This window comes from Cronobacter universalis NCTC 9529 (assembly GCF_001277175.1).
Classification (GTDB): Bacteria; Pseudomonadota; Gammaproteobacteria; order Enterobacterales; family Enterobacteriaceae; genus Cronobacter; species Cronobacter universalis.
On record NZ_CP012257.1, the window covers coordinates 1,024,488 to 1,051,380 of the forward strand.

Sequence of the window (26,893 nt, forward strand, 5' to 3'; positions counted from 1 at the left end):
TGCATTTCGCACCACTTCCCGGTATAACGTTCAGTTATGGATGTTTAGACGTCTGAACGTATAGAAGGGTTTATGCAGGAATCGCAGCAGCTACAACGCACCATGAAGGCCCGTCATCTGGTCATGCTCTCGCTGGGGGGCGTTATCGGCACCGGGCTGTTTTTTAATACCGGCTATATTATTTCCACGACCGGGGCGGCGGGCACGCTGCTGGCGTATCTTATCGGCGCGCTGGTGGTCTGGCTGGTGATGCAGTGCCTCGGCGAGCTGGCTGTCGCCATGCCGGAGACCGGCGCGTTTCACGTTTACGCGGCGCGCTATTTAGGGCCAGCGACCGGCTATACCGTCGCCTGGCTCTACTGGCTCACCTGGACCGTGGCGCTCGGCTCAAGCTTCACCGCCGCCGGGTTCTGTATGCAGTACTGGTTTCCGCAGGTGCCGGTGTGGATCTGGTGTCTGGTCTTCTGCGTGGTGATTTTCGGGCTGAATGTTTTCTCCACGCGGCTTTTCGCCGAAGGCGAATTCTGGTTTTCACTTATTAAAGTGATCACCATCGTGGCGTTTATCGTGCTGGGCGGGGCGGCGATGTTCGGCATTCTGCCGATGAAAGACGGCTCGCCCGCGCCGCTGTTCCACAACCTGACCGCCGCGGGCTGGTTCCCTGCCGGGACGCTGCCGATCCTGATGACGATGGTGGCGGTGAACTTCGCGTTTTCCGGCACCGAGCTTATCGGCATTGCGGCCGGTGAGACTGAAAACCCGCAGCAGGCCGTGCCGGTCGCGATTCGCACGACCATCGTGCGGCTGGTGATTTTCTTCCTCGGCACCGTGCTGGTGCTGGCGGCGCTGATCCCGATGGATCAGGCGGGCGTGGTGAAAAGCCCGTTCGTGCTGGTGTTTGAGAAAATCGGCATTCCTTACGCCGCCGATATCATTAACTTCGTGATCCTCACCGCGATTTTATCAGCGGCCAACTCGGGCCTGTACGCCTCGGGGCGGATGCTCTGGTCGCTCGCCAATGAGCGCACGCTGCCGCGCGGTTTTTCGCGCCTCACGCGTCGCGGCGTGCCGCTGACGGCGCTGTCGGTGAGTATGCTGGGCGGCGTGCTGGCGCTGTTCTCCAGCATCGTGGCGCCGGATACGGTTTTTGTGGCGCTCTCGGCGATTTCCGGTTTCGCGGTGGTGGCGGTGTGGCTCAGCATCTGCGCCGCGCATTTTATGTTCCGCCGCCGTCATCTGGCCGAGGGCCGGGCGCTCGATGAATTACATTACCGCGCGCCCTGGTATCCGCTGACGCCGGCGCTGGGCTTCGTACTCTGTCTTATCGCCTGCGTCGGGCTGGCGTTCGATCCGGGCCAGCGCATCGCGCTCTGGTGCGGGTTGCCGTTTGTGGCGTTCTGCTACGGCGCGTATTATCTGACGCAATTTTTCCGCACGCGCCGCACCGAGGAGCCTCGCCATGTCGCTGAATAACCCGTTAACCCCGCTCTTAAGCCAGCAGCCGTTCGTGGTGCTGGACGGCGCGCTCGCGACCGAACTGGAAGCGCGCGGCTGCAATCTCGCCGACAGCTTATGGTCGGCGAAAGTCCTGATGGAGCAGCCGGAGCTGATTTACGCGGTGCATCTCGATTACTTCCGCGCCGGGGCGCAGTGCGCCATTACCGCCAGCTACCAGGCGACACCTGCCGGTTTTGCCGCGCGCGGCCTGGATGAGGCGCAGTCGCGGGCGCTAATTGCGCGAAGCGTTGAGCTGGCGCGTCAGGCGCGTGACGATTATTACCACGAACAGCCGGATGCCGGGCCGCTGCTGGTGGCGGGCTCCGTCGGGCCGTATGGCGCGTATCTGGCGGACGGCTCGGAATACCGCGGCGACTATGCGCTCTCCGCGGCTGAGTTTGCGGATTTCCATCGTCCGCGCGTGGAGGCGCTCCTTGAGGCGGGCGTGGATCTGCTGGCCTGCGAAACGCTGCCGTCGCTGCCGGAAGCGCTGGCGCTCGCGGCGCTGCTGGAAAGCTACCCGCAGGCGCGCGCGTGGTTTACCTTTACGCTTCGCGACAGCGACCACATCAGCGACGGCACGCCGCTTGGTGATGTGGCGGCCGCGCTCGCGCCGTATCCGCAGATTGCGGCGCTCGGCATTAACTGCGTGGCGCTGGAGAAAACCACCGCCGCGCTGACGCAGCTGCATGACGCGACCCGGCTGCCGCTGGTGGTTTACCCGAACTCCGGCGAGCAGTATGACGCGGTGAGCAAAACCTGGTGTCACGACGGGCACGCCTGCCAGACGCTGGCGCATTATCTGGACGAGTGGCGCGCGGCGGGCGCGGCGCTGATTGGCGGTTGTTGCCGCACCACGCCTGCGGATATCGCGGCGCTGCGCGCGCAGCGTTAAGGGAAATGCCGGGTGCGCTTCGCTTACCCGGCCTACAAAATACGCACCATGTAGCATGCAGGGCGGGTAAGCGAAGCGCACCCGCCTGTTGGGAAGAGGGGGCAGGTGAAGGGAGCAGGGCGCATATGACAGGCCGGTGAAATCGTTCCGTTCGCCATAACGTCATTTCCCTCTGTGTTTTTCTCCCATGCGAACGTGCAAAGGGGGCTCGCCGCCGCCCCCTTTGCAATCCCGGCTCCCGGCGGAAATCGGCCCTTAGGGCCGATTTTTTTTAGCCGGAGCAACCCCCTTTCCCCTGGCGTTTCTGCGCTGTAGGGCGGGTAAGCGCAGCGCACCCGCCATCCCCTATAACGCACAAAATTAACTATCCATTGCCGGATTTTTTCTAAAAACGATTCGGCATTAACGATGCTTTTTTATTCCTTTATCTGACGTCCCGCGCCGGAAATACTGCCTCTATAACAAGAGACTACAGGGGCAGACAATATGGCAATCACATCGCGTATTACGCTCATCGGCGCGCTGGCGCTGTGGGCATTTCAGGCGCAGGCGGTGGACGTCACCGTCGCGTATCAGACTTCCGCCGAGCCCGCCAAAGTGGCGCAGGCGGATAACACCTTCGCCAAAGAGAGCGGCGCCACGGTGGACTGGCGTAAATTCGACAGCGGCGCCAGCGTGGTGCGCGCGCTCGCCTCGGGCGACGTGCAGATAGGCAATATCGGCTCCAGCCCGCTCGCCGTCGCGGCAAGCCAGAATGTCCCCATCGAAGTGTTTCTGCTCGCGTCGCAGCTTGGTAACTCCGAGGCGCTGGTGGTGAAAAAATCGATTCGCACGCCGCAGGATCTCATCGGCAAGCGCATCGCGGTGCCGTTTATCTCCACCACCCACTACAGCCTGCTGGCGGCGCTGAAACACTGGGGTATCCGCCCGGATCAACTGAGCATCGTTAACCTTCAGCCGCCTGCGATCATCGCCGCCTGGCAGCGGGGCGATATCGACGGCGCTTATGTCTGGGCGCCGGCCGTTAACGCGCTGGAAAAAGAGGGCACGGTGCTGACCGACTCCTCGGAAGTGGGGAAATGGGGTTCGCCGACGCTGGATGTCTGGGTGGTGCGTAAAGACTTCGCCGAAAAACACCCGGAAGTGGTCACCGCCTTTGCCCGCAGCGCGCTGGCGGCCCAGCGCGGTTATCTCGACAACCCTGACGGCTGGCTTACGCAGCCGGAGCATCTGGAGAAGCTCGCGCGCTTAAGCGGCGTGCCGCAGGCCGATGTGCCGGGGCTGGTGAAGGGCAATACCTATCTTCCCGCCAGCCAGCAGGTCGAACAGCTTAACGGTCCGGTGAATCAGGCGATTGTCGACACCGCCGCGTTTTTGAAAGCGCAGGGCAAAGTGGCGCAGGCCGGCCAGGATTACCGCGCGTTCGTCACCGACCGCTTTGTGAAGCCGCTGGCTCAGCCGTAAGGGGGCGCGATGCTACAGGTCTCTCACCTTCACGCCAGTTTCGACGGCAAGCCCGCGCTTGCCGATATCAGCCTGACGCTCAATGACGGCGAGCTGCTGGTGGTGCTCGGCCCGTCCGGCTGCGGCAAAACCACGCTGCTGAATCTTATCGCCGGGTTTTTACCGGTGGAAACGGGCAGCATTACGCTCGACGGCCGCGCCGTCACCGGACCGGGCGCCGATCGCGGCGTGGTGTTTCAGCATGAGGGGCTGCTGCCGTGGCGCAGCGTGCTCGATAACGTCGCGTTCGGGTTGCAGTTGCAGGGCGTCGGTCGTGAAGAACGCCGCGCGCTGGCGCGGCAGATGCTCGCGAAAGTGGGGCTTGAGGGCGCGGAAAACCGGTTTATCTGGCAGCTTTCCGGCGGGCAGCGCCAGCGCGTCGGCATCGCCCGCGCGCTGGCGGCCGACCCGCAACTGCTGCTGCTGGATGAGCCCTTCGGCGCGCTGGACGCCTTTACCCGCGAGCAGATGCAGACGCTGCTGCTGCGCCTGTGGGCGACAAGCGGCAAAAAAGTCCTGCTGATCACCCATGACATCGAAGAGGCCGTCTTTATGGCGACCGATCTCGTGCTGTTATCGCCAGGGCCAGGGCGCGTGCAGGAGCGGCTGAGCCTTGATTTTGCGAGGCGGTTTGTCGCGGGCGAACCGGCGCGCGCCATTAAATCCGATCCGGCATTTATCGCCCGTCGCGAATATGTTCTGAGCCGGGTCTTTGAATTACGGGAGAGCGTCCATGAGCGTACTGATTAACGATAACGCGGCGCGTGCGCCGGTACGCCGCCGCCGTGTGGCCGTACGCCCGGTGACGATAAGCCTCGCCACGCTCGGCGCGCTGCTGGCGCTCTGGTGGGCGGTGACCGCGCTGCAACTGGTGAGCCCGCTGTTTCTGCCCTCGCCGCAGCAGGTGCTGCGCCAGCTCATCACCATCGCCGGGCCGCAGGGCTTTATGGACGCCACGCTCTGGGCGCATCTTGGCGCGAGCCTGGGCCGGATGCTGACCGCGCTGCTGGCTGCGGCGCTTATCGGCATTCCGGTGGGCATCGCCATGGGGCTTAACCCGACGCTGCGCGCCATTCTCGATCCGTTGATTGAGCTTTACCGGCCCATTCCGCCGCTCGCCTATCTGCCGCTGATGGTTATCTGGTTCGGTATCGGCGAGACCGCCAAAGTGCTGCTGATCTATCTGGCGATTTTCGCGCCGGTGGCGATGTCGGCGCTGGCGGGCGTGAAGAGCGCGCAGCAGGTGCGTATCCGCGCCGCGCAATCCTTAGGCGCGAGCCGCTGGCAACTGCTGTGGCATGTGATTCTGCCCGGCGCGCTGCCGGAGATTTTAACCGGCCTGCGCATCGGGCTTGGGGTCGGCTGGTCGACGCTGGTCGCCGCCGAGCTTATCGCCGCCACGCGCGGGCTTGGGTTTATGGTGCAGTCCGCCGGTGAGTTTCTGGCGACAGACGTCGTGCTGGCGGGCATCGCGGTAATAGCCCTGGTGGCTTTTATTTTAGAACTGGGGCTGCGCGCGCTGACGCGCCGTCTGACGCCCTGGCATGGAGAAACGCAATGAGCGAACGCATAACCATCACGCCGCTGGGGCCGTATATCGGCGCCCTGGTCTCCGATATCAACCTGGCGCGACCGCTGAGCGACAGCCAGTTCGAGCAGCTGTATCACGCGCTCATCCGCCATCAGGTGCTGTTCGTGCGCGACCAGCCGATTACCCCGCAGCAGCAGCGGGCGCTGGCGATGCGCTTTGGCGATCTGCATATCCACCCGGTCTACCCGCATGCGCAAGGCGTTGAGGAGATTATCGTGCTGGATACGCATAACGATAACCCGCCGGATAACGATAACTGGCACACCGACGTGACCTTTATCGACACGCCGCCCGCGGGCGCGATCCTGGCGGCGAAAGCGCTGCCGCCCACCGGCGGCGATACGCTCTGGACGAGCGGCATCGCGGCGTTTGAGGCGCTCTCCGCGCCAATTCAGCAACTGTTAAGCGGCCTGCGCGCCGAGCACGATTTCCGTAAGTCGTTCCCGGAGTGGAAGCACACGAAAACGGAGGAAGAGCATCAGCGCTGGCTCACGGCGGTGGAGAAAAACCCGCCGCTGCTGCATCCGGTGGTGCGCACGCATCCGGTGAGCGGCAAGCAGGCGCTGTTTGTGAACGAAGGGTTTACGACGCGCATTGTCGATGTGTCGCCCAAAGAGAGCGACGCGCTGCTGAATTTTCTTTTCGCGCATATTACAAAGCCGGAGTTCCAGGTGCGCTGGCGCTGGCAGGAAAACGACGTGGCGCTGTGGGATAACCGCGTGACGCAGCACTACGCCAACGCCGATTACCTCCCCGCCCGGCGCGTGATGCACCGCGCGACCATCCTTGGCGATAAGCCCTTTTACCGGGCCGGTTAAACAGAGGGCGCTGCGGCGCCCTTTCTTTTGCGCAGCGCTTGTACATTCGGTTACACGCCGATACCAATCACTCACTGAAGCGGCGGCACGGGTTCTCTATAGTGATTTCCAGAGCCCCGACGCGGGGTAACTAAAAGCCAATTCGAGGGTATAGAGATGAAAAAAGTATTAGCGCTGGTTGTTGCCGCCACTATGGGTCTGTCTGCTGCTGCGTTCGCGGCTGATAACACCGCTGCACCGGCTCCGGCTGCTGCAACCACTACCACTACTGCTGCACCGGCTAAAGCGCCTGCGGCTAAAACGCATCACAAAAAATCGCATAAAAAAGCCGTAGAGCAGAAAGCTCAGGCTGCGAAAAAGCACCACAAGAAAGCCGCTGAGCAGAAACCGGCTGCTGAACAGAAAGCTCAGGCTGCCAAAAAGCACCACAAAAAAGCTGCCGCTCAGAAACCGGCTGTAGAGCAGAAAGCTCAGGCTGCTAAAAAGCACCACAAAAAAGCAGTGAAACATGACGCTGCTAAACCGGCTGCCCAGCCTGCTGCATAAGTTTTACGATTCCCCCAGTAATTAAAACACCCGGCTTGCCGGGTGTTTTTTTATGGGTGGCGTGTAGGCTGAATGGTGTTGTTTGTAGGGCGGGTAAGCGGAGCGCACCCGCCGTTCGGGGTTTCTCGATCTCGTTCAGAAAGAGCGTCGGTATGAGAGAATATATACCAGAGCGGTGAATAGGTTCCGTTCGCCATAAAGTCGCCTTCATATGGGCGCTTTGCTCACGCGAACGTGCAAAGGGGGCTCGCCGCCGCCCCCTTTGCAATCCCGGCTCCCGGCGGAAATCGGCCCTGAGGGGCCGATTTTTTTTAGCCGGAGCAAAACCATCCACTTTACCAACCGATTAACGCCCGCGCGGAAAAAACGGTGGGTGCGCTTCGCTTACCCACCCTACGATGAAAATAGTGTTTTTTGTAGGGCGGGTAAGCGAAGCGCACCCGCCAACAACACCGATTACGGCGATTCAACCGCGGGCGCAGTCGCGCCGATATACCGCTCCCGACGTGACGCTTTAAGACGCGTTAAATCCACCAGCACCAGCCCGTCCACACAATCGTTAAACGCCGGATCGCTGCCGAAATCGATAAACTGCACGCCGCCCGGCTCGCACAGCTCTGAATATTGCTTGTAAAGCGGCGGAATACCGCAGCCCAGATTCCCCAGCAGCGACTTCAGCCGCGTTAAATCTTCCTGATAATTTTCGCCGCCAAACTGCGCCAGCGCCTCCGGCAGCGACACCGGGTAAGGGCGACGCGAGGCGGCGAGCGGGTGCTGCGCCGGGAACCAGAGCCGGTAAAACGCGACCAGCAGATCCCGCGCGGCAGGCGGCAGGCCGCCGGAGATAGACACCGGGCCGAAGAGATAACGGTATTGCGGATAGCGCGCCAGATACGCGCCGATGCCCGACCACAAATAATCGAGCCCGCGGCGTCCCCAGTACTGCGGCTGAATAAAGCTGCGGCCAAGCTCAATCCCCTGGCTTAAGATCGCTTCCATTCGCTCGTCGTAATGAAACAGGCTATAGCTGTAAAGCCCCTGCGGGCCGCGCTGCGCCACCTGTTGCGCGGTCGGGATAAACCGGTACGCCCCGACAATCTCCAGCGCCGCGTCGTCCCAGAGCACCAGGTGCCAGTAGTCGTCGTCATAGGCGTCGGTGTCGCGCCGCTTGCCGCTGCCTTCGCCCACGGCGCGAAAGGCGATTTCACGCAGCCGCCCCAGCTCGCGCAGCACCGGCGCTTCTTCCATACCGTTGCGCCGCCACAGATAAATGGTTTTGCCGTCCGGCGTCTCGCCAAGCCTCTCCGCCAGGGCCAGCGCCCGGCGCAGCACGGCCCGGTCTTCCGGCCGCGCGATGGCGCATTCGGTTTTAAAGCAGCCCGGCTGTCCTTTGCCAAGCCGTGATACATGCTGGCGAAAACGCGCCGCCGTATCGCGCGGGTGCGCGTTTGCGTCGTGCCAGGCGCTCCACGGAATACGCTCGCCGATATTGACCGGCAGCGTCGTGCCGCGCTTGCGAAACATCTCGCGAATAAGCATCAGCATGGCGAGCGGCGGGGCGACCAGCGCCGCGCCATAGAACGCCAGACTGTTGCGCCCGGCGATATGCACCGGCAGCACCGGCGCGCGGTAGCGGCTCGCGAGCTTCGCAAAACCGGCGTTCCAGACGCCGTCCTGGATGCCGTCGAGGCCAGGGCGCGATACTTCGCCGGATGGAAAGAAAATCAGCGCGCCGCCGCGTTCAAGATGCGTCTCCATCTCTTTAATGGCGGTTTTGCGGGTGCGGTTGCCGATGTTATCCACGGCGATAAAGAGCGACGACAGCGGCTCCAGATGGCTCAGCATCCGGTTCGCCACCACGCGCACGTCGCGCCGCACGCGGGAGATGGCGTAGAGCAGCGCCAGTCCGTCGGCGGTGCCGGTCGGGTGGTTGGCGACGACAACCAGCGGCCCGTTATCCGGGATCTGCTCAAGCGCGCGGGCCGGCAGATCGCAGCGAATATCCAGATGCTCCAGCACCTGCTCGACCATATCCAGCCCTTTGAGGTGGCGATGGCGGGCGGCGAATTCCTGAAACTCTTGTTCATACAGCAGGCGTTTGAGCGTTTTTTTCAGCCACGGGGCGGGGGTTTTCTGCGGGTAGAGATCGTCAAGAACGTTATCGATGCTGAACACGGTTGTGTCTCCTCGGGAACCGTCTGCGAATAGTGATAGACCCGGAAGATGACGGACGCATGTCAGGGGCGTGAAGGAATGGTCACAGCGTGTTGAGGAGGAGAAAACGCGGCGGACAGAGCGCCCGCCGCGACAGGTCAGAGAATGTTTTTCTCGGCCAGGTCGAGCGCGAAGTAGCTGAAGATAAGATCCGCGCCCGCGCGCTTGATGGCGCCGAGGCTTTCCAGGATCACTTTCTCTTCATCAATAGCGCCCGCCTGGGCGGCGAATTTGATCATCGCGTATTCGCCGCTCACCTGGTAGGCGCCGAGCGGCAGGCTGGTGCGCTCGCGCACGTCGCGCAGGATGTCGAGATAAGCGCCCGCCGGTTTGACCATCAGCGCGTCCGCGCCTTCGGCTTCATCCAGCAGCGATTCGCGGATCGCCTCGCGGCGGTTCATCGGGCTCATCTGATAGGTTTTGCGGTCGCCTTTCAGCGCGGTGCCCGCCGCTTCGCGGAACGGGCCGTAGAACGATGACGCGAATTTGGTGGAGTAAGAGAAAATCGCGGTGTCCGTGAAGCCCGCGGCGTCGAGCGCCTGGCGAATGGCTTTCACCTGGCCGTCCATCGCTGCGGAGGGCGCGATAAAGTCCGCGCCCGCGGCGGCGGCAACCACAGCCTGACGACCCAGGTTTACCAGCGTCGCGTCGTTATCCACGCCGTGTTCGCACAGCACGCCGCAGTGGCCGTGGCTGGTGTATTCGCAAAAGCAGGTGTCAGACATCACGACCATTTCCGGCACGGCGTCTTTGGCGATACGCGACATGCGCGCCACCAGGCCGTTTTCGTTCCAGGTGTCGCTGCCGCACTCGTCGGTGTGGTGGGAAATACCGAAGGTCATCACGGAGCGGATGCCCGCTTTCGCAATACGTTCGATTTCACGGGCGAGGTATCTTTCCGGGATACGCATCACGCCTGGCATGGCGGCGATCGGTTTGTAGTCGTCCAGCTCTTCCTCAACGAAAATCGGCAGCACCAGATCGTTGCGGCTTAATGAGGTTTCTTCAAACATGGCGCGCAGCGAGGCGTTCTGACGCAGGCGGCGCGGGCGGGAACTCAATGAAAAATCGGCCATAGTTGCTTCTTATCAGAGAAATGGGACAGGCTTTATTTTAACCCGAAACAGGAAGGGATGTTTGACGATTGTGGGCGCTAAATCACGCGCACCCGCAACGCATAAGGCCTGCCGGGGAATTCGCGCGGGCAGGCCGTGAGGCGCGCGTCAGGCAACGCGCTCCTGGAGCAGCTCAATCAGGCGCTCCAGCGCAAAGACCGCCGCCTGATCGATAACGGTTTTCGGATCGCCGTTAAAATGACGTTTTTCCGCCACGGTTTCCTCGCCTGGCATGCCCCAGCCAAACCAGACAGTGCCAGGCGGCGTGCCGTCTTCGCCGCCGGATGGCCCGGCGTAACCGCTGACCGCGAGGCTGACATCTTCCCCCGAGCGTTCGCGGGCGCCTGCCGCCATTTCATGCACCGTCTGTTCGCTCACGGCGGTATAGAGGCGCAGCGTCTCTTCTTTTACGCCCAGCATGCGCTGCTTGGCTTCATTGGTGTAAGTGATAAAACCGCTCGAATAAAACGCGGTGGTATCTTCGGTGGCGCACAGGGAGTAGGTCACAAGCCCGCCGGTGCAGGATTCCGCGGTCGCCAGGCGTAGCTTGTGCTGGTTAAGCCAGATACCGGCCTGTTTTGCGGCGTGCTGAAGTTTTTCGTTCATTCGATTCACGTTCTCCATGCCATTAAGATATTCATATTATAGATGAGTATCAGGCCGGCAATGTAAAGAACGCTGGGAGCGCAGCGGCGAATGCTTTTTATCACTGATAGCTATCTTATCTTTAGACTCAATATTCCAGATGCGGATATTTAAATTATCAATTATTTTACGATAATAAAAGCGGCGGGTTTTTAGCCTGGCAAGGCATAAAGGGGCAGTAAGCGTGAAGCCGGTTTTATTCCTAAATAATAACGGAGTTTGAATTCGTACAATTAGTAAAGAAGAATTGAACCTTTAATTTTTCAGCGTGCATAATTTTGTCGTTAATACATCACGCTTGTATTACGGCAAACCATTTGATGGACCAACTTTGTGACGTCCCTGAGGAGGGATGATAAATGCACTCCTGGAAAAAGAAACTTGTAGTCTCACAATTAGCCGTGGCCTGCACGATGGCTATCGCTTCTCAGGCCTCCGCTGCCACGGATATTTCAGGCAAAAGCTACGACACGTTTTATTATGACGGCGGCATTATGTATCAGGGCTATGTCGGTTACGATTATGGCGCTGATTATTATAACGGCAATATTTACCCGCAAATTTCCGGCGCGCATGTCGAGGGTGTTATTTCCACCTGGTATCTTGATGACGGCACCAGCAATAATGCCAACCGCAACGCGCTGACCATTAAAGACAGCACTATTCACGGGATGATCACCTCTCAGTGCATGACGGACAACTGCGATAACCGCACCGGAGATTACCTCTATAACCGTCTCGCGTTAACCGTCGATAACTCCACCATCGACGATGACTTCGAACACTACACTTATTATAACGCCGATGATAAAACGACGGCGTCTCAGGATATTTATAATCTCGGCACGGCTATTACGCTGGATCAGGAAACCGACCTGGTTATTCAGAATAATTCCCATGTCGCGGGTATTACGCTGACGCAGGGATATGAATGGGAAGATAATCAGGATGTGACGTCTCCCACTGGCGCAAATAGCGGCGAGATTTTTAATAACAGCGTTGTGGTGACTGACTCTGTGCTGAGTTCCGGCTCATGGACGGACGAAGGCACCGACGGTTTTTATGGCCACACCGGTAAAGCCAGCGATTACGACAACGCGATGACCGCTGACGATATCGCGCTCGCCGTGATCGCCAATCCTGCTGCCGATAACGCCATGCAGACGACGGCCTCTTTCGATCGGTCAACGATTAACGGCGACATCTATTTCGAAAGCACCTTCGACGAAAACTTTGGCGGTTATGATCGCACCACGCTGGATGAAAACGGCAACCCGGTGACCACGCATGTTGACGCTTATGACGTGAACGGCGACGGCACGCTGGATTCTAACGGCTGGGATAATACCGACCGCCTGGACGTGACGCTCACCAACGGCAGCAAATGGGTGGGGGCGGCGATTTCTGACGTCGAAGCGACCGCCGAGCTGTATGACTATCAGCCGAACAGCCTCTGGCCTGGCTCCACATTTGGCATCGAAAACAGCGATACCGCGTTTAACGAAGCCGGCCATGTGACGGGCAATGAAGTCTACCAGAGCGGTATTTTCAACGTGACGCTGCAAAACGGCTCCGAGTGGGATACCCGTAAAGTGTCGAACATCGACGCGCTGGCGGTCGATAATTATTCGCAGGTGAATGTCGAAAGCTCATCGCTTCTGGCGGATTCCATCACGCTGACCAATGCTTCGACGCTGAATATTGGCGACGACGGCGCGGTGGCGACGGATTCACTGACGCTGGACAGCGGCAGCCAGGCGACGCTCACGGAAGAGACCGCTGCGCTGTACGCCAATACGCTGACCATCGATAACGGCGCGCAGCTCAACCTCGGCACAGGCCAGGTGGATGCCGATAATGTCGTGCTGACCGACGATGGCGTGCTGAATGTGGCGAGCCGCGACTACGTACTGGACGCTTCCCTGAATAACGCGCGTTATGTCACCAACGATCCGAATCAGCCGGATTATGACGAAGGCGTGATTGCGCTGAATTCAGATGGCCATCTGGCGGTGAACGGCGATGTGGCGGGTAATTACCGGGTGCGTATCGATAACGCCACCGGCGCGGGCTCGATTGCTGATTATAAAGGCAACGAAGTGCTGCGCGTGTATGACGATAACGACGCCACTTCGGCGCGCTTTACCGCCGCCAACACAGCGGATCTGGGCGCGTACACCTACGAGGCGCAGCAGCAGGGCGATACCGTGGTGCTGAAACAGCGCGAGCTGACCGACTACGCCAATATGGCGCTGAGCATTCCATCCGCGAATACCAATATCTGGAATCTGGAGCAGGATGTGCTGAGTTCGCGTCTCGCGCAGGGGCGCCATACGCCGGCGGATCCCGGCGGCGCGTGGGTGACCTACTTCGGCGGCAACTTCAATGGCGATACCGGCGAGCTGAGCTATGACCAGGATGTCAACGGCCTGATGGTCGGTATCGATAAGCAGGTGGAAGGCAACCACGCGAAGTGGATGATCGGCGCGGCCGCAGGCTTTGCGAAAGGCGATATGGACGATCGTACCGGCAGCGTCGATCAGGACAGCCAGTCCGCGCGTCTGTATTCTTCCGCGCAGTTCGCCAATAACGTCTTTGTGGATACCAGCCTGAGCTACAGCCATTACAGCAATGACCTGAGCGCGGTAATGAGCAACGGCCAGGCGGTCTCCGGTGACGCATCCTCCGACGCCTGGGGCTTTGGCCTGAAGCTGGGCTATGACTGGCAGTTCAATACGCAGGGTTATCTGACCCCGTATGCCGGCGTTTCCGGTCTGTTCCAGGATGGCGACGGCTATCAACTGAGCAACGACATGCGCGTCAACAGCCAGTCTTATGACAGCCTGCGTTATGAACTGGGCGCGGATCTCGGCTACACGTTCAGTTACGGCAACGACCAGGCCTTCACGCCATACGCGAAGCTGGCTTACGTCTATGACGACGCGAACGGTAATGACGCCGACGTGAACGGCGACAATATCGATAACGGCGTGGAAGGCTCCGCGGTGCGCGCAGGGCTTGGCGGTAAGTTCAGCTTCACCAAAAACTTCAGCGCCTATGCCGATGCGAACTACCTGGGCGGCGGCGATGTGGATCAGGACTGGGCCGCCAATGTTGGCGTCAAATACACCTGGTAATCTCGTCAGTTAGCGTCAAAAGCCGTCTGTCCCGCGCGGACAGGCGGTTCCCCCAACACACCTGAAATGGATATCTCGCGTGTTAGAGCTGGTCAAACCCCTACATCATCTCGACGCCCTTCAGCGTCATCTCGGCCCGGCAGGTACGCCTTTTGATATTGACGCCCATTGCGAACTCTCGTTTATCAACGAGCAGGGCGAGCAGCAGTGCTGGTTTTTTAAGGAAGGGAGCCTCAATGTCTGGCGTGAAGAGAACCACATTCACGTCGATTTAATGACCTCGCCGCTCTATTTAAGCTTTTCCGACGCAATGATCCCGGAGCCGCTGCGCTATACGCTGGTGACGGAAACGCCGTGTCGCGGTTTTCGTATGCCGGTGCGGCGGGCTATCAATATTATCGAACACCGCCAGCTGTGGAAAGCCTTCTGCCACTGGCAGACCTGGCTGATGCGCTGGTTTGAGTGGCGCGACGCGCAGTTCATCGGCACCACTACCTATTCGCAGATCCGTTCCACGCTGTTAACGATGGCGGCCTGGAGCCCGGAAGTGCGCGCGCAGGTGGGCGTTATTCACCACATTCAGAACCATACCCACATTTCCCGTTCGGTCATCGCTGAGATACTCGCGGAGCTGCGCAAGGGCAAATACATTGAAATGCAGAAGGGCAAGCTGGTGGCGGTGAATAAACTGCCGCTTAATTACTGAAAGACTACGGCGCCGCGGGGGCGCCGTTTTGCTTTACAGGGCGGGCGTCTGGCGCGGCGTGTTGCCGCTCAGTTCCGTCACCAGATCGTTTATCCCGTCGCTCATGTTGGTAAAGCGCGTCAGCGGCGAGCGGGTAACTACCACGAAAGCGCCGATATTGCTCTGCGGGATCATCGCCATATAGGTGATAAAGCCGCCGCCGCCGCCGGTTTTCTGAATAATGCCGGGGCGTCCGTCTTTCGGCGCCATATAGACCCAGCCCAGCCCCAGCGCGTCCGCTTTACCCGGCACGTCCATGCCGACGACGCGGGTCAGCTGCGTGCGCTGATAGATCAGCGTCTGCATCCGGTCCGCCTGCGCGCTGCGGCGATGGAAATCGGACGCCAGGAACTGCTGCATCCAGCGCATCATGTCGTCCGGCGTGGAGTAGACGCCGCCGCTGCCGATGGCCGCCAGCGTGTTGTTGCACGGGCTCGCGCCTTTTTCCGCGATCATCAGGCGCTTGCACTGATCCGGCGACGGCGTAAAGGTGGTGTCTTTCATGCCGAGCGGGCGGGTGATCTGCTCTTCAAACAGCTGGGTATAAGGCTTGCCCGCGGCGTTCGCCAGCGCATCGGCCAGAAGGTCGAACGCGAGGTTGGAATAGGACGCCGTGGCGCCAGGCGCCGCTTTTAATGTCGCGGTGGAAAGCCACTCCCAGCGCTGCTGGCGCGTCGGCCAGACAAACACCGGGCGTTTCGCCGCGCCGCCGGGCTGCTCGCGGGGCAGGGCGCTGGTGTGCGTGGCGAGGTTCACAAGCCTTATAGGCTCGCCCTGATACGTCGGCACGCGCGCGCCGGGCGGCGCGTAGCGGCTCAGCGGATCGTCAAGCTTCACTACGCCCTGATCGAGCAGTTTCACCAGCATTTCGCTGGTCATCAGTTTGGTGAGCGAGGCGATGCGGATAACCGAATCGAGCTGCGGTCGCACGTTATTGCCGGGGCGCGTTTCGCCGAAGCTTCGGAACACGCGCTGGTTGCCGTCAATCACGACAATCGCCATGCCGGTGGCGCCGCTGCCGTAAAAAATATGGTTGGCGTAACGGTCGACGATATCGGACGCGAAGACCGGGTCGGGCGAGGCTGGCGCGGCCTGGGCCGCAGAAAAGGCTGCGCTTATCAGCAGTGCGCAGGAGAGCAGACAACGTTTCAACGAAGCAATCCATTCAGTGAGCGGGAATAGAGGGTATTTATACTACTGCGCGCGGATCTGCAAAGGCCCGAAAAGCGCGCCAGCGTCCGAAAAAACGTAACGATGCGTAACAGCTCGTTTTTTTGCGCAAAATTTTTCCGGCGGTGCTTCGCGTATCGCCTGTGATAATCTCCTGCTTTCCCTGAAAAGGAGTGCGTGATGGCAGTACCACGGGTTGTGATGGTTATCGATATGCAGAACGGCGTTTTCGCCACGCCGCGTTTTGATCGAGAAGGGCGCGTCGCCCGCATCAATCAGCTGATGGCGGATGCGGAGCAGGTCATCATTATTCAGCATACGGAGCCGGGCGGGCTGGAAGAGGACTCGCCGGAGTTTGCGTTTCTGCCGGAGCTCAACGTGCCGCAGAACGCGTTGCGCGTGACCAAAACCGCCTGCGACGCCTTTTACCGCACGCCGCTTGAGGCGCTGCTGCGCGAGCACAATATCAGCGCGTTTGTGGTGTGCGGCTGCGCCAGCGACTACTGCGTGGACACCACCATTAAACAGGCGGCGAGCCGCGGGTTTCAGGTGACGGTCGCAGGCGACGCCCACACCACCGCCGATCGCCGCGCGGCCACCGCCCCTGTGCTTATCGAGCATTACAACGACGTGTGGAGTACCCTGACGGTGCCCGGCAACCCGCTGCGCGTGATGAATACGGACGCGATTCTGGACGCCTGGCAGGCGAACTAAACGGCGCGGGTTTTGTCTCAACACGTCGCAGATAACCGGCGCGTCTTACACGTTCGGAAACATTCCGGGCGGCGCCGTCGTCGTCTGCGGCGTTACACTCAACACCCCCTGCCGCACGCGCAGGGCACTGGCCATACAGCAACAGCAAAAACAAAAATATTTGCAGGAGCGATTGATGTTTAAATCCTTTTTTCCTCGTCCCGGCGCCTTTTTTCTTTCGGCGCTGATCTGGGCGATGATTGCCGTCGTCGTCTGGCAGATGGGCGGCGGCTGGCTTGCCGAACGGTTTGGCGTGGCGGGCGAGTTGCCCATCAGCGCGGCCCGTTTCTGGTCGGGCAACTTTATTCTTTTCTATGCCTATTACGCGCTTTGCGTGGGGCTGTTCGCCGCCTTCTGGCGTATCTACTGCCCGCACCGCTGGCAGCGCTGGTCGGTGCTGGGATCGGCGCTGCTGATCTTTGTCACCTGGTTTATGGTGGAGCTGAGCGTCGCCATCAACGCCTGGTACGCGCCGTTCTTTGATCTGATCCAGACCGCGCTGGGCGCGCCCAATAAAGTTAAAATCGGCCAGCTCTACAGCGGTCTTATGGTGTTTCTGGGGATTGCGCTTATCTACGTCACGGTGGGCGTGCTGAATAACTTCTTTATCAGCCACTACATTTTCCGCTGGCGTACCGCCATGAACGAATACTACATGGAACACTGGCAGCGGCTGCGCCATATCGAAGGCGCCGCGCAGCGTGTGCAGGAGGACACCATGCGTTTCGCTTCCACGCTTGAGGATATGGGCGTGTCGCTGCTGAAAGCCGTCATGACGCTGATTGCTTTTCTGCCCGTGCTGGTCGCGCTCTCGCCACATGTAAAAGCACTGCCGGTGGTGGGCGAGGTGCCTTATGGGCTTGTGATCGCCGCGATCGTCTGGGCGCTGGTGGGCACCGGGTTGCTGGCGCTGGTCGGGATCAAGCTGCCGGGCCTGGAGTTTCGCAACCAGCGCGTTGAGGCGGCCTATCGTAAAGAGCTGGTGTATGGCGAAGACGATCCGACGCGCGCCGATCCGCACACGGTGCAGGCGCTGTTCAGCAACGTGCGCTACAACTATTTCCGCCTCTATTTCCACTACACCTATTTCAACATCGCCCGCATTCTCTATCTGCAGGTGGATGCGATTTTCGGCCTGTTTTTGATGTTTCCGTCGATTGCGGCAGGGACGATCACGCTGGGGCTGATGTCGCAGATAGGCAACGTGTTTGGCGAAGTGCGCGGCGCGTTCCAGTATCTGATCAACTCCTGGACGACGCTTGTGGAGCTGATGTCTATCTACAAACGTCTGCGCAGCTTTGAGCGCACGCTGAATGATAAACCCGACCCCGAACCTGAAGCGCAGGAAGCGCTGTAAGGGCGTTTGCCGCTGCGTCTTCGGAGCGATCCGCTTTTCGCGGCGGCAAAAACGTGGCAGGGTAAACGCCCTGAACCCAGCCAGACAGGATTATCATGGCCGCCACGTTTGCCTTGCCGACCCGTTTTCGTCTTCTGACGCTTGCCGCGCTGCTCACGCTCGCGGGCTGTACCAGCCAGACCACCACCACCGAAAAGGGCGCGAAGCCGCTCGACGTGCGCGCCGTGGTGAAGCAAAAAATGCCGGCGAGCGTGAAAGACCGTGACGGCTGGGCGCGCGATATCGCCCGCGCGTTTGAGACGCAAAAGATCCCGGCGACCGAAGAGAACATCTGTTCGGTGCTGGCGGTGGCGGAGCAGGAGTCCAATTACCAGTCCGACCCGCAGGTGCCGGGGCTTGGCAAGATAGCCTGGAAGGAGATTGAGCGCCGCGCCGGCAAACTGCACATTCCCGCCTTTGTGGTGCGCACCGCGCTGCTTATCAAATCGCCCAACGGCAAAAGCTACAGCGAACGGCTCGACAACGTGAAATCCGAGCGCGAGCTAAGCGCGATTTTCGATGATTTCATCGGCATGGTGCCGCTTGGACAGACGCTATTCGGCAACTTAAACCCGGTACACACCGGCGGGCCGATGCAGGTCAGCATCGCGTTCGCCGAACAGCACGCGCGCGGCTATCCGTATGACATCGACGGCACGCTGCGCCAGGAGGTCTTTACGCGTCGCGGCGGGTTGTGGTTTGGCATCTACCACCTGCTGAACTATCCGGTCGATTATTCACGCCCGCTCTATCGCTTCGCGGATTTCAACGCGGGCTGGTATGCGAGCCGCAACGCGGCGTTTCAGAATGCCGTCAGTAAAGCGAGCGGCGTGAAGCTGGCGCTCGATGGCGATTTGATTCGTTACGACAGCAACGAGCCGGGCGCTACGGAAAACGCGGTGCGTAAGCTGGCCGACAGGCTGGATATGAGCGAGAGCGAGATCCACCGGGCGCTGGCGAAAGGGGATAGCGAGGATTTCAGCGACAGCGCGCTATACAAAAAGGTCTTTGCGCTGGCGGATAAGCGCGCGGGCCGGACATTGCCGCGCGAGTTACTGCCAGGCATTCAACTGGAAAGCCCGAAGATCACGCGTAAGCTCACCACGGCGTGGTTTGCGAAGCGTGTGGACGACCGTCGGGCACGCTGTATGAATAAAGGTTAAAAGCGACGACGTCGCAGGCGGAAGAAAAACGCCATGACCATCGCAAAGACGCAGCCTGCGAGAAACGGCACCAGCGCAAAGATGGTGCCGACAGCCAGCCCCATTTTAATTTGCGGACGGCCGCTTTCCTGCATTTGCATCAGATTATCCAGAACGCCTGGCGCATGCACCACGACATTCAGGAGTTGCGCGCCAACCCAGAAAGAGAACAGTACAAACAGCGCGTAGGCGAGATTGCCGAGCGCGGTGGATCTTCCTGGTTTCCCGGCGATTATGGGTTTGGGTAACGATATCTCAGCCATACAGACCTCCGGGGATTCTACCTTCGTACTGGCGTAACGCCAGGGTGCTACAGGGGGAAGTTTGGCAGGAGATTTTATTTGTCAATATCGGATTCGTGGTAATTTGGCGGGCAGATTACTCCTGAATGTCAAAATTATGTCGATTCTCACATTTCTGTAACTGCGTTAATAATTGCTTAACATTCAGACTTTTCTTGCCCAAACCCTTCCATTACCGCTGCGCTGAGGTGATTTTACTGGCGCTTTTAAACCTCTTTAAGCGTAACCGTAACGCGCGTCACACCGCGCGACGCGGGCCACAGACAGGCGTGACGGGATATGCGAAGATGTTTTTTTTGACGCTTTCGGAGCAACCATGCAACTCTCTGCCAAAATTCGCCGTGACTGGCACTATTATGCGGTCGCCATCGGCCTGATTTTTATTATGAATGGCGTGATTGGTCTGCTGGGATTCGAGGCGAAAGGCTGGCAAACCTACGCGGTGGGGCTGGTGACCTGGGTTATCTGCTTCTGGATAGCGGGTTTTATTATCCGCCGTCGCCCGGAAGCACCGAACGCGGCGGAAGAGTGACGTTTATTGCTTAGCCGGTGATCGAGCTTTTCAGCGACGCATCGGCCTGGTGGCGCTCCAGCGCCAGTTCAATCAGGCGGGTGATCAATTCCTGGTAGCCAATGCCGCTCGCCTGCCACAGCTTCGGATACATGCTGATATTGGTAAAGCCCGGCAGCGTATTGATCTCATTAATGATCACCTCGTTGTCCGGTGTCAGGAACACGTCAACGCGCGCAAGCCCCGCGCACTCCAGCGCCTGAAACGCACGAACCGCGATAGCGCGGATCTTCTCATTCACGTCAGGCGCGATATCCGCAGGCACCACCACGCGGGCGGCCTGATCGTCGATGTATTTGGTGTCGTAGGAGTAAAACTCGCTGCTCACCACGATCTCCCCACAGGTGCTCGCCTGCGGTTCCTCGTTGCCGAGCACCGCGCACTCGATCTCACGGCCTTTAATGCCGGTTTCCACCACCACTTTATGGTCGAACTCAAACGCCAGCGCGACGGCGGCGTGATACTGCGCTTCGTCATTCACTTTGCTGACGCCGACGGAAGAGCCCTGGTTCGCGGGCTTCACAAACAGCGGCAGGCCGAGCTGCGCTTTCACGTCTTCAAAAGAGATGCGCTGGCGGCTGGCGCGGGTAAGCGTAATAAAGGGCGCGACCGCAAGACCGGCGTCGCGCAGCAGACGTTTGGCGACGTCTTTATCCATGCTGACCGCCGAGCCGAGCACGCCGGAGCCGACAAACGGAATATTCGCCATACGCAGCATCCCCTGCAGGGAGCCGTCTTCGCCGAGCGTGCCGTGGACAATCGGGAAGATCACATCCAGCTGCGGCAGCGCCTGGCGGTTGTCCGATTCGATGAGTTGCTGCTGGCTGAGGCCCGGGATCAGCGCGACATTTTTTTCGGAACGGTGCAGGGCGATGCGCGCCGGATCTTCCGCGTTCAGCAGATAGCGGGAGGCGTCATTCACATGCCACTGGCCCTGTTTATCAATGCCCAGCAGCACGACGTCGAATTTTTCTTTATCAATCGCATCGACGATATTTTTCGCCGACTGAAGCGACACCTCGTGCTCCGCCGATTTTCCGCCAAACACAATGCCCACGCGCAGTTTTGCCATTTTTACAACCCATCCTCAAAGCAGACGAAAGTCCACAACATAGCACGCCCGGCAGGCGGATTCATGTGGTTCGTGGCGCGCGCAGGCGTGGTGCGGCGCGCAGCGGTTATACTTGGATTTTGTGTCTGGTTTTCTGGCGGTGGCATGGCGAAAAAAGGGATAGCGATGGTGACAACCCTGGCGTTAACGGCGCTCGCAGGCGTCTGGCTTTATGATTATCTGCCGGCCTGGTATAACCCGTTCGCGCCGCTCTCGCCGCTTGACCCGCCGACCGTGGTGACGCGCTACAAACTGCGCCAGATGGCGAATAACCCGCAGGCGTGCCTGGCGCTGCTCGATGAAGCCCGTAAGCGGGATATGATCCAGTACCGCGTCCAGACGCCGACCCAAGGCGACTGCCCGCTGGCGGCACCCGTGCGGGTGTTACGCTTCGGCGAGGTCAAACTGAGCAGTTCGTTTCTCGCCAGCTGCCCGCTGGCGCTCAGCAGCGCCATGTATGTGCAGCAGCAGGCGAAGCCGATTAGCGCGTCGATGATGGGCAGCCCGCTGGTGCGCATCGATCACTACGGCAGCTACGCCTGCCGCAATATTTATCACCGCGCCAATGCGCGCTTAAGCGAACACGCGACGGCGGATGCGCTGGACGTCAGCGCGTTTCGCTTCGCCAACGGCCAGCAGATAAGCGTGCTGAAAGGCTGGAAGGAGAGCGGTCCGCGCGGCGAGACCCTGCGCGCGCTGTTCGGCCAGAGCTGCCTTTACTTCGGCAACGCGCTGGGGCCGGACTACAACGCGGCGCACGCCAACCATTTTCACTTAGGGATGCGCGGCTTTGGCATTTGCCGCTAAGGATAATCGTCGGCGCAGAACGCGCTTTGGTGTGATAAATGTCACAAATGATTTTATATTAATAATAAGCGTCCAAAATATTACAGGCCGCACGCTTGCGCACATGCGCTATCTCGCATCCTGATATCCTGACACATCATTGACTTAGACACAGCACGCGTATGGAATCCTGGAAGGTTAATCTTATCTCCGTCTGGTTTGGCTGCTTCTTCACTGGCCTTGCGATCAGCCAAATCCTTCCTTTTCTGCCGCTTTATGTCGCCGAACTCGGCGTGCAGTCGCATGAGGCGCTATCGCTCTGGTCGGGGCTTACCTTCAGCGTCACTTTCCTGGTTTCCGCTATCGTCTCGCCGCTCTGGGGCAGCCTTGCTGACCGCAAGGGCCGCAAGCTGATGCTGCTGCGCGCCTCGCTCGGTATGGCGGTGGCGATTTTATTACAGGCGTTCGCCACCAGCGTCTGGCAGCTTTTCGCGCTGCGCGCGCTGATGGGGCTGACCTCCGGCTATATTCCTAACGCGATGGCGCTGGTCGCCTCGCAGGTGCCGCGCGACCGCAGCGGCTGGGCGCTCAGCACGCTCTCTACCGCGCAGATAAGCGGCGTGATCCTGGGCCCGCTGATGGGCGGTTTTCTGGCCGACAGCGTCGGGCTGCGCCCGGTGTTTTTGATTACCGCGCTGCTGCTGATGATAAGTTTCGCGGTGACGCTGTTTCTGATCAAAGAGGGCGTGCGGCCCGCGCTTGCCAGAGGCGAACAGCTGAGCGGCAAAGCGGTGTTCGCAAGCCTGCCTGCGCCGTGGCTGGTGCTGAGCCTGTTTATCACGACAATGGTTATCCAGCTCTCCAACGGCTCCATCAGCCCCATTCTGGCGCTGTTTATTAAAGAGCTGACGCCCGACAGCAGCAATATCGCGTTTTTGAGCGGGATGATCGCAGCGGTGCCTGGCGTATCGGCGCTGCTGAGCGCGCCGCGGCTCGGGCGGTTAGGCGATCGCATCGGCACCGCGCGGGTGTTGATGGCGACGCTCATTCTGGCGGTAGTGCTGTTCTTCGCGATGTCGTTTGTCACCTCGCCGGTGCAGCTTGCGGTGCTGCGCTTTTTGCTGGGCTTCGCCGATGGCGCGATGTTCCCGGCGGTGCAGACGCTGCTGGTGAAATACTCCTCTGATAAGGTCACCGGGCGTATCTTTGGCTATAACCAGTCGTTTATGTACCTCGGCAACGTGCTGGGGCCGCTGATGGGCGCGGGGATCTCCGCCGCCGCGGGTTACCGCTGGGTATTTATCGCCACGGCGGTCGTCTTGTTGATTAACGTCTGGCAGTTCGGCATAGCATTAAGAAAAAACGCACGTCGTTAATAATATCTCTGCCGACACAAGAAAATTAATTCACGCGGTAGCGGCAGAGGCTGGATCTTTTTCCTGGCGTCGCTCTGTTTTCGCCAGTAAAACGTTTCGCTGGCGGCGATTTTTTGTTACGCCGCACAAAACCGATGCGACAGTAAAAAAAGCCGTTTCGACTACTAGGCAACCACAATAGGTAATGATAACTTCTTGCCAACAACTCCACGGGAAGACAGTTATGAAAAACCTTATAGCTGAACTACTGGTCAAGCTCGCCGAAAAGGAAGAAGAATCCAAAGAGTTAGTGGCCCAGGTTGAGGCCCTTGAGATTGTCGTCACCGCACTGCTGCGTCATCTGGACAACGAGACGCAACAGACGCTGATCGCAAGCGTGGAAGGGGCGCTGGAGGGCGTTCAGCCTGAAAGCAATGTGCCGCAGCGTGACACCGAATTGCTCCAGCAGTATGTAAAAAAGCTGCTGCGGCACCCCAGAACCTGAGCGTATAACGGGGCGAGCCGCGTTATTTTTCTGTCATCTGATTTGGTTACGCTTACGCATTGTATTATCCGCAGGCGATTTTTTGGCATGCTTAAGGTCCTGCTGCCGGAATAAACCCATCGCCTGCGGGAACTCCTTTTCTTATTCCTCTGCGCCTGCGCGAATAATAGGCGATTGCCCGCCGCGTCGCCGTGCTAATACTTTTTTCTTATTTCCTTTTCGCTAATTCTCTGCGTGCTTAACGCGGGGGTATAAATATATCCTCCGCCGCATAATAAGTTTATTTTCTGGTAAGCGCGGTGCCGCGCGTAATAATGCGCCGCGTCTTTTCTTAAGAGGGCGGTTGATACCGTGATCGGATGTAGGCTGACGCGCCGGCGCCGGCTTTTTCGAACAAGCTATCCGTATCGGACACAAACAGAAAGCTCTCTGATTGTCCATGAGATAAACGGCGGTCAGACGGCGCGTTGTGCAAAAATTACCGCGTTGCGTCACATTAATTCCCGCTGAGCGGGGTTATCGCGCGAGGTGAAGCGATTTTTCGGTTTTATAACCTGCATCACAAAATGCATTGGCATAGCAAATTTATCCATATCTTCGCCGTTTCCCGCCTGACGATTTACCGGCGTTACCACTACCGTTATGGCAATGGCCGATTGCCTTTAACGGGAGAGAAAAGATGTCCTCGGTAAGTGAAGTCACGCCTGCTGTCAGCGCTCAGGAACGTAAAGCGCGCCGCATGAATCTGTTTGTTTCTTTTTCCGCTGCCGTCGCGGGCCTGCTGTTTGGCCTCGATATCGGCGTTATCGCCGGGGCGCTGCCCTTTATCACCGATCACTTCAGCTTAAGCAGCCGCGCCCAGGAGTGGGTGGTAAGCAGCATGATGCTCGGCGCCGCGCTGGGCGCGCTGTTTAACGGCTGGCTCTCGTCGCGTCTCGGGCGTAAGTACAGCCTGCTGGCGGGCGCGGCGCTGTTTATTATCGGATCGCTTGGATCGGCCTTCGCCCATTCGCTGGAAATATTGCTGGCGGCCCGCGTTATTCTCGGCGTGGCGGTCGGGATCGCCTCCTACACCGCGCCGCTCTATCTCTCGGAGATGGCCTCTGAGAAAGTGCGCGGCAAAATGATAAGCCTCTACCAGCTCATGGTGACGCTCGGCATTCTGCTGGCGTTTCTTTCCGATACCGCGCTGAGCTACAGCGGCAACTGGCGCGCCATGCTCGGCGTGCTGGCGCTGCCGGCCGTCGTTCTGCTGGTGATGGTGGTGTTTCTGCCCAACAGCCCGCGCTGGCTTGCGGCCAAAGGCATGAACATCGAGGCGGAACGCGTGCTGCGCATGCTGCGCGATACCTCCGAAAAAGCGCGTGAGGAACTGAATGAAATTCGCGAAAGCCTGAAGGTGAAGCAGGGCGGCTGGGCGCTCTTCACCGCCAACCGCAACGTGCGCCGCGCCGTGTTTCTCGGCATGCTGCTACAGGCGATGCAGCAGTTTACCGGCATGAACATCATCATGTATTACGCGCCGAAAATCTTCCAGATGGCGGGGTTCGCCAGCACCGAAGAGCAGATGATCGCAACGGTCGTGGTGGGGCTGACCTTTATGCTCGCCACCTTTATCGCGGTGTTTACGGTGGATAAAGCGGGCCGCAAACCGGCGCTGAAAATCGGCTTTAGCGTCATGGCGATAGGCACGCTGGTGCTCGGCTACTGCCTGATGAAAGTCGATCACGGCGAAATTTCTGGCGGCATCTCCTGGCTTTCCGTCGGCATGACCATGATGTGTATCGCAGGTTACGCCATGAGCGCCGCGCCGGTGGTCTGGATTCTGTGCTCGGAAATCCAGCCGCTGAAATGTCGCGATTTCGGCGTCACCTGTTCGACCACCACCAACTGGGTGTCGAATATGATTATCGGCGCCACCTTCCTGACGCTTATCGACCATATCGGCGCGGCGGGCACCTTCTGGCTCTATACCGCGCTGAATCTGGTGTTTGTCGGCGTCACGTTCTGGCTTATCCCGGAAACCAAAAACGTCACGCTTGAGCATATTGAAAAGAACCTGATGGCGGGCAAGAAGCTGCGCGATATCGGGCAGTGAAGCAAATAAAAAGGGCTACCGACGTAGCCCTTTCTTTTTAGCCCTTGCTGAGCTTTTCCGATTTGGCCATACACTGGGCCATCGCTTCAATCACCGCCGCGCGCATCCCGCGCTCTTCCAGCACCCGCACCGCTTCGATGGTCGTTCCGCCCGGCGAGCAGACCATATCTTTCAGCTCGCCCGGATGTTTGCCGGTTTCCAGCACCATTTTGGCGGAGCCCATCACCGCCTGGGCCGCGAATTTATACGCCTGCGCGCGCGGCATACCGCCAAGTACGGCCGCGTCGGCCATCGCTTCGATAAACATAAAGACATACGCAGGGGCCGAGCCGCTAACGCCCACGACCGGGTGAATCAGATATTCCGCTACCACTTCCGCCTCGCCGAAGCTTCGGAACATCGCGAGCACATCCCGGATTTCTTCATCGCTGACCAGCGCGTTCGGCGTGATGGAGGTCATCCCGGCCTGCACCAGGGACGGCGTATTCGGCATGGTGCGGATAATTTTACGATCGTGCCCGAGGACGGTCGCCAGCTGATCCAGCGTGATCCCGGCGGCGATGGAGACCACCAGCGAGTCTTTATTCAGGCTGGAAGCGATATCGCTCATGACTTTCAGCATGATGTTGGGCTTCACCGCGCCAAACACGATATCCGCGGCCTGTGCCACTTCCTGCGCGCTGGAGGCGGCATTGATACCAAACTCCTGCTTAAGTTCCTGCTGGCTCTCTTCCGATGGCGTATAGACCCAGACGTTTTCCGCCCGCGTCTGGCCGCTGGTGAGCAGGCCGCTGAGAATGGCCTTGCCCATATTGCCGCAACCGATAAAGCCTGTTTTCTTTTCCACAGTATCACTCCGTTTTATCGCGTCCAGATTCACATGCGCTATAGCTTAACGCGCTTTCCGGCAATCCGTTAAGGCTTCGGCTACGCTTATC

General features: G+C 59.4%; 24 protein-coding genes. 17 read left to right on the top strand and 7 right to left on the bottom strand.

The window, feature by feature from the left end:
• Positions 1 to 72: 72 nt before the first annotated feature.
• From mmuP to asr, 7 genes are all read left to right on the top strand, one after another.
• On the top strand, positions 73 to 1,473 hold the full coding sequence (mmuP, locus tag AFK65_RS04650; protein WP_007702703.1) for an S-methylmethionine permease: 1,401 nt from the start codon (positions 73 to 75) through the stop codon (positions 1,471 to 1,473).
• The gene (mmuM, locus tag AFK65_RS04655; protein ID WP_038857873.1) at positions 1,460 to 2,392 is read left to right on the top strand and encodes a homocysteine S-methyltransferase; all 933 of its coding nucleotides are present in this window, start codon (positions 1,460 to 1,462) and stop codon (positions 2,390 to 2,392) included. The genes mmuP and mmuM overlap by 14 nt, the downstream gene beginning before the upstream one ends.
• Before the next feature lie 486 nt (positions 2,393 to 2,878).
• Positions 2,879 to 3,856, top strand: coding sequence for a taurine ABC transporter substrate-binding protein (gene tauA, locus AFK65_RS04660; RefSeq protein WP_038857871.1), 978 nt, complete (start codon positions 2,879 to 2,881; stop codon positions 3,854 to 3,856).
• A 9-nt stretch (positions 3,857 to 3,865) separates the two neighbouring features.
• The gene (gene tauB, locus AFK65_RS04665) at positions 3,866 to 4,645 is read left to right on the top strand and encodes a taurine ABC transporter ATP-binding subunit (protein ID WP_032994399.1); all 780 of its coding nucleotides are present in this window, start codon (positions 3,866 to 3,868) and stop codon (positions 4,643 to 4,645) included.
• Complete coding sequence (gene tauC, locus AFK65_RS04670; RefSeq protein WP_007702986.1) at positions 4,629 to 5,456, top strand: taurine ABC transporter permease TauC; 828 nt, start codon at positions 4,629 to 4,631, stop codon at positions 5,454 to 5,456. Before tauB ends, tauC begins: the two co-directional genes overlap by 17 nt.
• Positions 5,453 to 6,304 carry a taurine dioxygenase gene (gene tauD, locus AFK65_RS04675; RefSeq protein WP_038857869.1) on the top strand — a complete coding sequence of 284 codons (852 nt, stop codon included), beginning with the start codon at positions 5,453 to 5,455 and terminating at the stop codon, positions 6,302 to 6,304. The genes tauC and tauD overlap by 4 nt, the downstream gene beginning before the upstream one ends.
• A 156-nt stretch (positions 6,305 to 6,460) precedes the next feature.
• Positions 6,461 to 6,850: an acid resistance repetitive basic protein Asr gene (gene asr / locus AFK65_RS20710; protein ID WP_071602554.1), complete on the top strand. Its 390-nt coding sequence runs from the start codon at positions 6,461 to 6,463 to the stop codon at positions 6,848 to 6,850.
• A 456-nt stretch (positions 6,851 to 7,306) separates the two neighbouring features.
• Here asr and AFK65_RS04685 read toward each other — a convergent pair whose 3' ends face one another.
• The 3 genes from AFK65_RS04685 to AFK65_RS04695 form a co-directional block, all read right to left on the bottom strand.
• The gene (locus AFK65_RS04685) at positions 7,307 to 9,025 is read right to left on the bottom strand and encodes a lysophospholipid acyltransferase family protein (RefSeq protein ID WP_007703218.1); all 1,719 of its coding nucleotides are present in this window, start codon (positions 9,023 to 9,025) and stop codon (positions 7,307 to 7,309) included.
• A 137-nt stretch (positions 9,026 to 9,162) separates the two neighbouring features.
• Positions 9,163 to 10,140 carry a porphobilinogen synthase gene (gene hemB / locus AFK65_RS04690; protein WP_004386863.1) on the bottom strand — a complete coding sequence of 326 codons (978 nt, stop codon included), beginning with the start codon at positions 10,138 to 10,140 and terminating at the stop codon, positions 9,163 to 9,165.
• 147 nt (positions 10,141 to 10,287) lie between these two features.
• On the bottom strand, positions 10,288 to 10,785 hold the full coding sequence (locus AFK65_RS04695) for a CinA family protein (protein ID WP_007703221.1): 498 nt from the start codon (positions 10,783 to 10,785) through the stop codon (positions 10,288 to 10,290).
• 398 nt (positions 10,786 to 11,183) lie between these two features.
• Between AFK65_RS04695 and AFK65_RS04700 the strand changes: the two genes are divergently transcribed.
• Both AFK65_RS04700 and AFK65_RS04705 read left to right on the top strand, forming a co-directional pair.
• Entirely contained in the window at positions 11,184 to 13,961 is a 2,778-nt protein-coding gene (locus tag AFK65_RS04700; RefSeq protein WP_007703223.1) for an autotransporter outer membrane beta-barrel domain-containing protein, read from the top strand.
• Between the two features lie 79 nt (positions 13,962 to 14,040).
• Positions 14,041 to 14,667 carry a helix-turn-helix domain-containing protein gene (locus AFK65_RS04705; RefSeq protein ID WP_007703225.1) on the top strand — a complete coding sequence of 209 codons (627 nt, stop codon included), beginning with the start codon at positions 14,041 to 14,043 and terminating at the stop codon, positions 14,665 to 14,667.
• A 33-nt stretch (positions 14,668 to 14,700) separates the two neighbouring features.
• On the opposite strand, the gene ampH is transcribed toward AFK65_RS04705, so the two are convergent.
• Positions 14,701 to 15,858: a D-alanyl-D-alanine-carboxypeptidase/endopeptidase AmpH gene (gene ampH / locus AFK65_RS04710; protein WP_038857868.1), complete on the bottom strand. Its 1,158-nt coding sequence runs from the start codon at positions 15,856 to 15,858 to the stop codon at positions 14,701 to 14,703.
• Positions 15,859 to 16,056: 198 nt separating this feature from the next.
• On the opposite strand from ampH, the gene AFK65_RS04715 reads away from it, so the two are divergent.
• The 3 genes from AFK65_RS04715 to AFK65_RS04725 all read left to right on the top strand — a co-directional run bounded on the left by AFK65_RS04715 (position 16,057) and on the right by AFK65_RS04725 (position 19,188).
• On the top strand, positions 16,057 to 16,590 hold the full coding sequence (locus AFK65_RS04715; protein WP_007703406.1) for an isochorismatase family protein: 534 nt from the start codon (positions 16,057 to 16,059) through the stop codon (positions 16,588 to 16,590).
• A gap of 175 nt (positions 16,591 to 16,765) precedes the next feature.
• The gene (sbmA, locus tag AFK65_RS04720; RefSeq protein ID WP_007703409.1) at positions 16,766 to 17,986 is read left to right on the top strand and encodes a peptide antibiotic transporter SbmA; all 1,221 of its coding nucleotides are present in this window, start codon (positions 16,766 to 16,768) and stop codon (positions 17,984 to 17,986) included.
• A 95-nt stretch (positions 17,987 to 18,081) separates the two neighbouring features.
• The gene (locus AFK65_RS04725; protein ID WP_007703411.1) at positions 18,082 to 19,188 is read left to right on the top strand and encodes a DUF1615 domain-containing protein; all 1,107 of its coding nucleotides are present in this window, start codon (positions 18,082 to 18,084) and stop codon (positions 19,186 to 19,188) included.
• On the opposite strand, the gene AFK65_RS04730 is transcribed toward AFK65_RS04725, so the two are convergent.
• Complete coding sequence (locus AFK65_RS04730) at positions 19,185 to 19,490, bottom strand: DUF2755 family protein (RefSeq protein ID WP_007703414.1); 306 nt, start codon at positions 19,488 to 19,490, stop codon at positions 19,185 to 19,187. The two genes, AFK65_RS04725 and AFK65_RS04730, sit on opposite strands and share 4 nt — an antisense overlap.
• A gap of 355 nt (positions 19,491 to 19,845) precedes the next feature.
• Between AFK65_RS04730 and AFK65_RS04735 the strand changes: the two genes are divergently transcribed.
• The gene (locus AFK65_RS04735; RefSeq protein WP_007703417.1) at positions 19,846 to 20,061 is read left to right on the top strand and encodes a DUF2754 family protein; all 216 of its coding nucleotides are present in this window, start codon (positions 19,846 to 19,848) and stop codon (positions 20,059 to 20,061) included.
• Positions 20,062 to 20,071: 10 nt separating this feature from the next.
• Here AFK65_RS04735 and ddlA read toward each other — a convergent pair whose 3' ends face one another.
• The gene (gene ddlA / locus AFK65_RS04740; protein WP_007703419.1) at positions 20,072 to 21,172 is read right to left on the bottom strand and encodes a D-alanine--D-alanine ligase; all 1,101 of its coding nucleotides are present in this window, start codon (positions 21,170 to 21,172) and stop codon (positions 20,072 to 20,074) included.
• Between the two features lie 144 nt (positions 21,173 to 21,316).
• Here ddlA and AFK65_RS04745 point away from each other — a divergent pair, with 144 nt between their 5' ends.
• The 4 genes from AFK65_RS04745 (at position 21,317) to AFK65_RS04760 (ending at position 25,955) form a co-directional block, all read left to right on the top strand.
• Positions 21,317 to 22,018: an extensin-like domain-containing protein gene (locus AFK65_RS04745; RefSeq protein WP_032805243.1), complete on the top strand. Its 702-nt coding sequence runs from the start codon at positions 21,317 to 21,319 to the stop codon at positions 22,016 to 22,018.
• Positions 22,019 to 22,179: 161 nt separating this feature from the next.
• Positions 22,180 to 23,373, top strand: coding sequence for a multidrug efflux MFS transporter (locus AFK65_RS04750; RefSeq protein ID WP_007703441.1), 1,194 nt, complete (start codon positions 22,180 to 22,182; stop codon positions 23,371 to 23,373).
• A 223-nt stretch (positions 23,374 to 23,596) separates the two neighbouring features.
• A complete protein-coding gene (gene iraP, locus AFK65_RS04755; protein ID WP_007703444.1) occupies positions 23,597 to 23,857 on the top strand; it encodes an anti-adapter protein IraP in 261 nt (86 codons plus the stop codon).
• A 679-nt stretch (positions 23,858 to 24,536) separates the two neighbouring features.
• The gene (locus tag AFK65_RS04760; RefSeq protein ID WP_007703466.1) at positions 24,537 to 25,955 is read left to right on the top strand and encodes a sugar porter family MFS transporter; all 1,419 of its coding nucleotides are present in this window, start codon (positions 24,537 to 24,539) and stop codon (positions 25,953 to 25,955) included.
• A gap of 37 nt (positions 25,956 to 25,992) precedes the next feature.
• Here AFK65_RS04760 and proC read toward each other — a convergent pair whose 3' ends face one another.
• The gene (proC, locus tag AFK65_RS04765; protein WP_007703476.1) at positions 25,993 to 26,802 is read right to left on the bottom strand and encodes a pyrroline-5-carboxylate reductase; all 810 of its coding nucleotides are present in this window, start codon (positions 26,800 to 26,802) and stop codon (positions 25,993 to 25,995) included.
• Positions 26,803 to 26,893 lie beyond the last annotated feature (91 nt).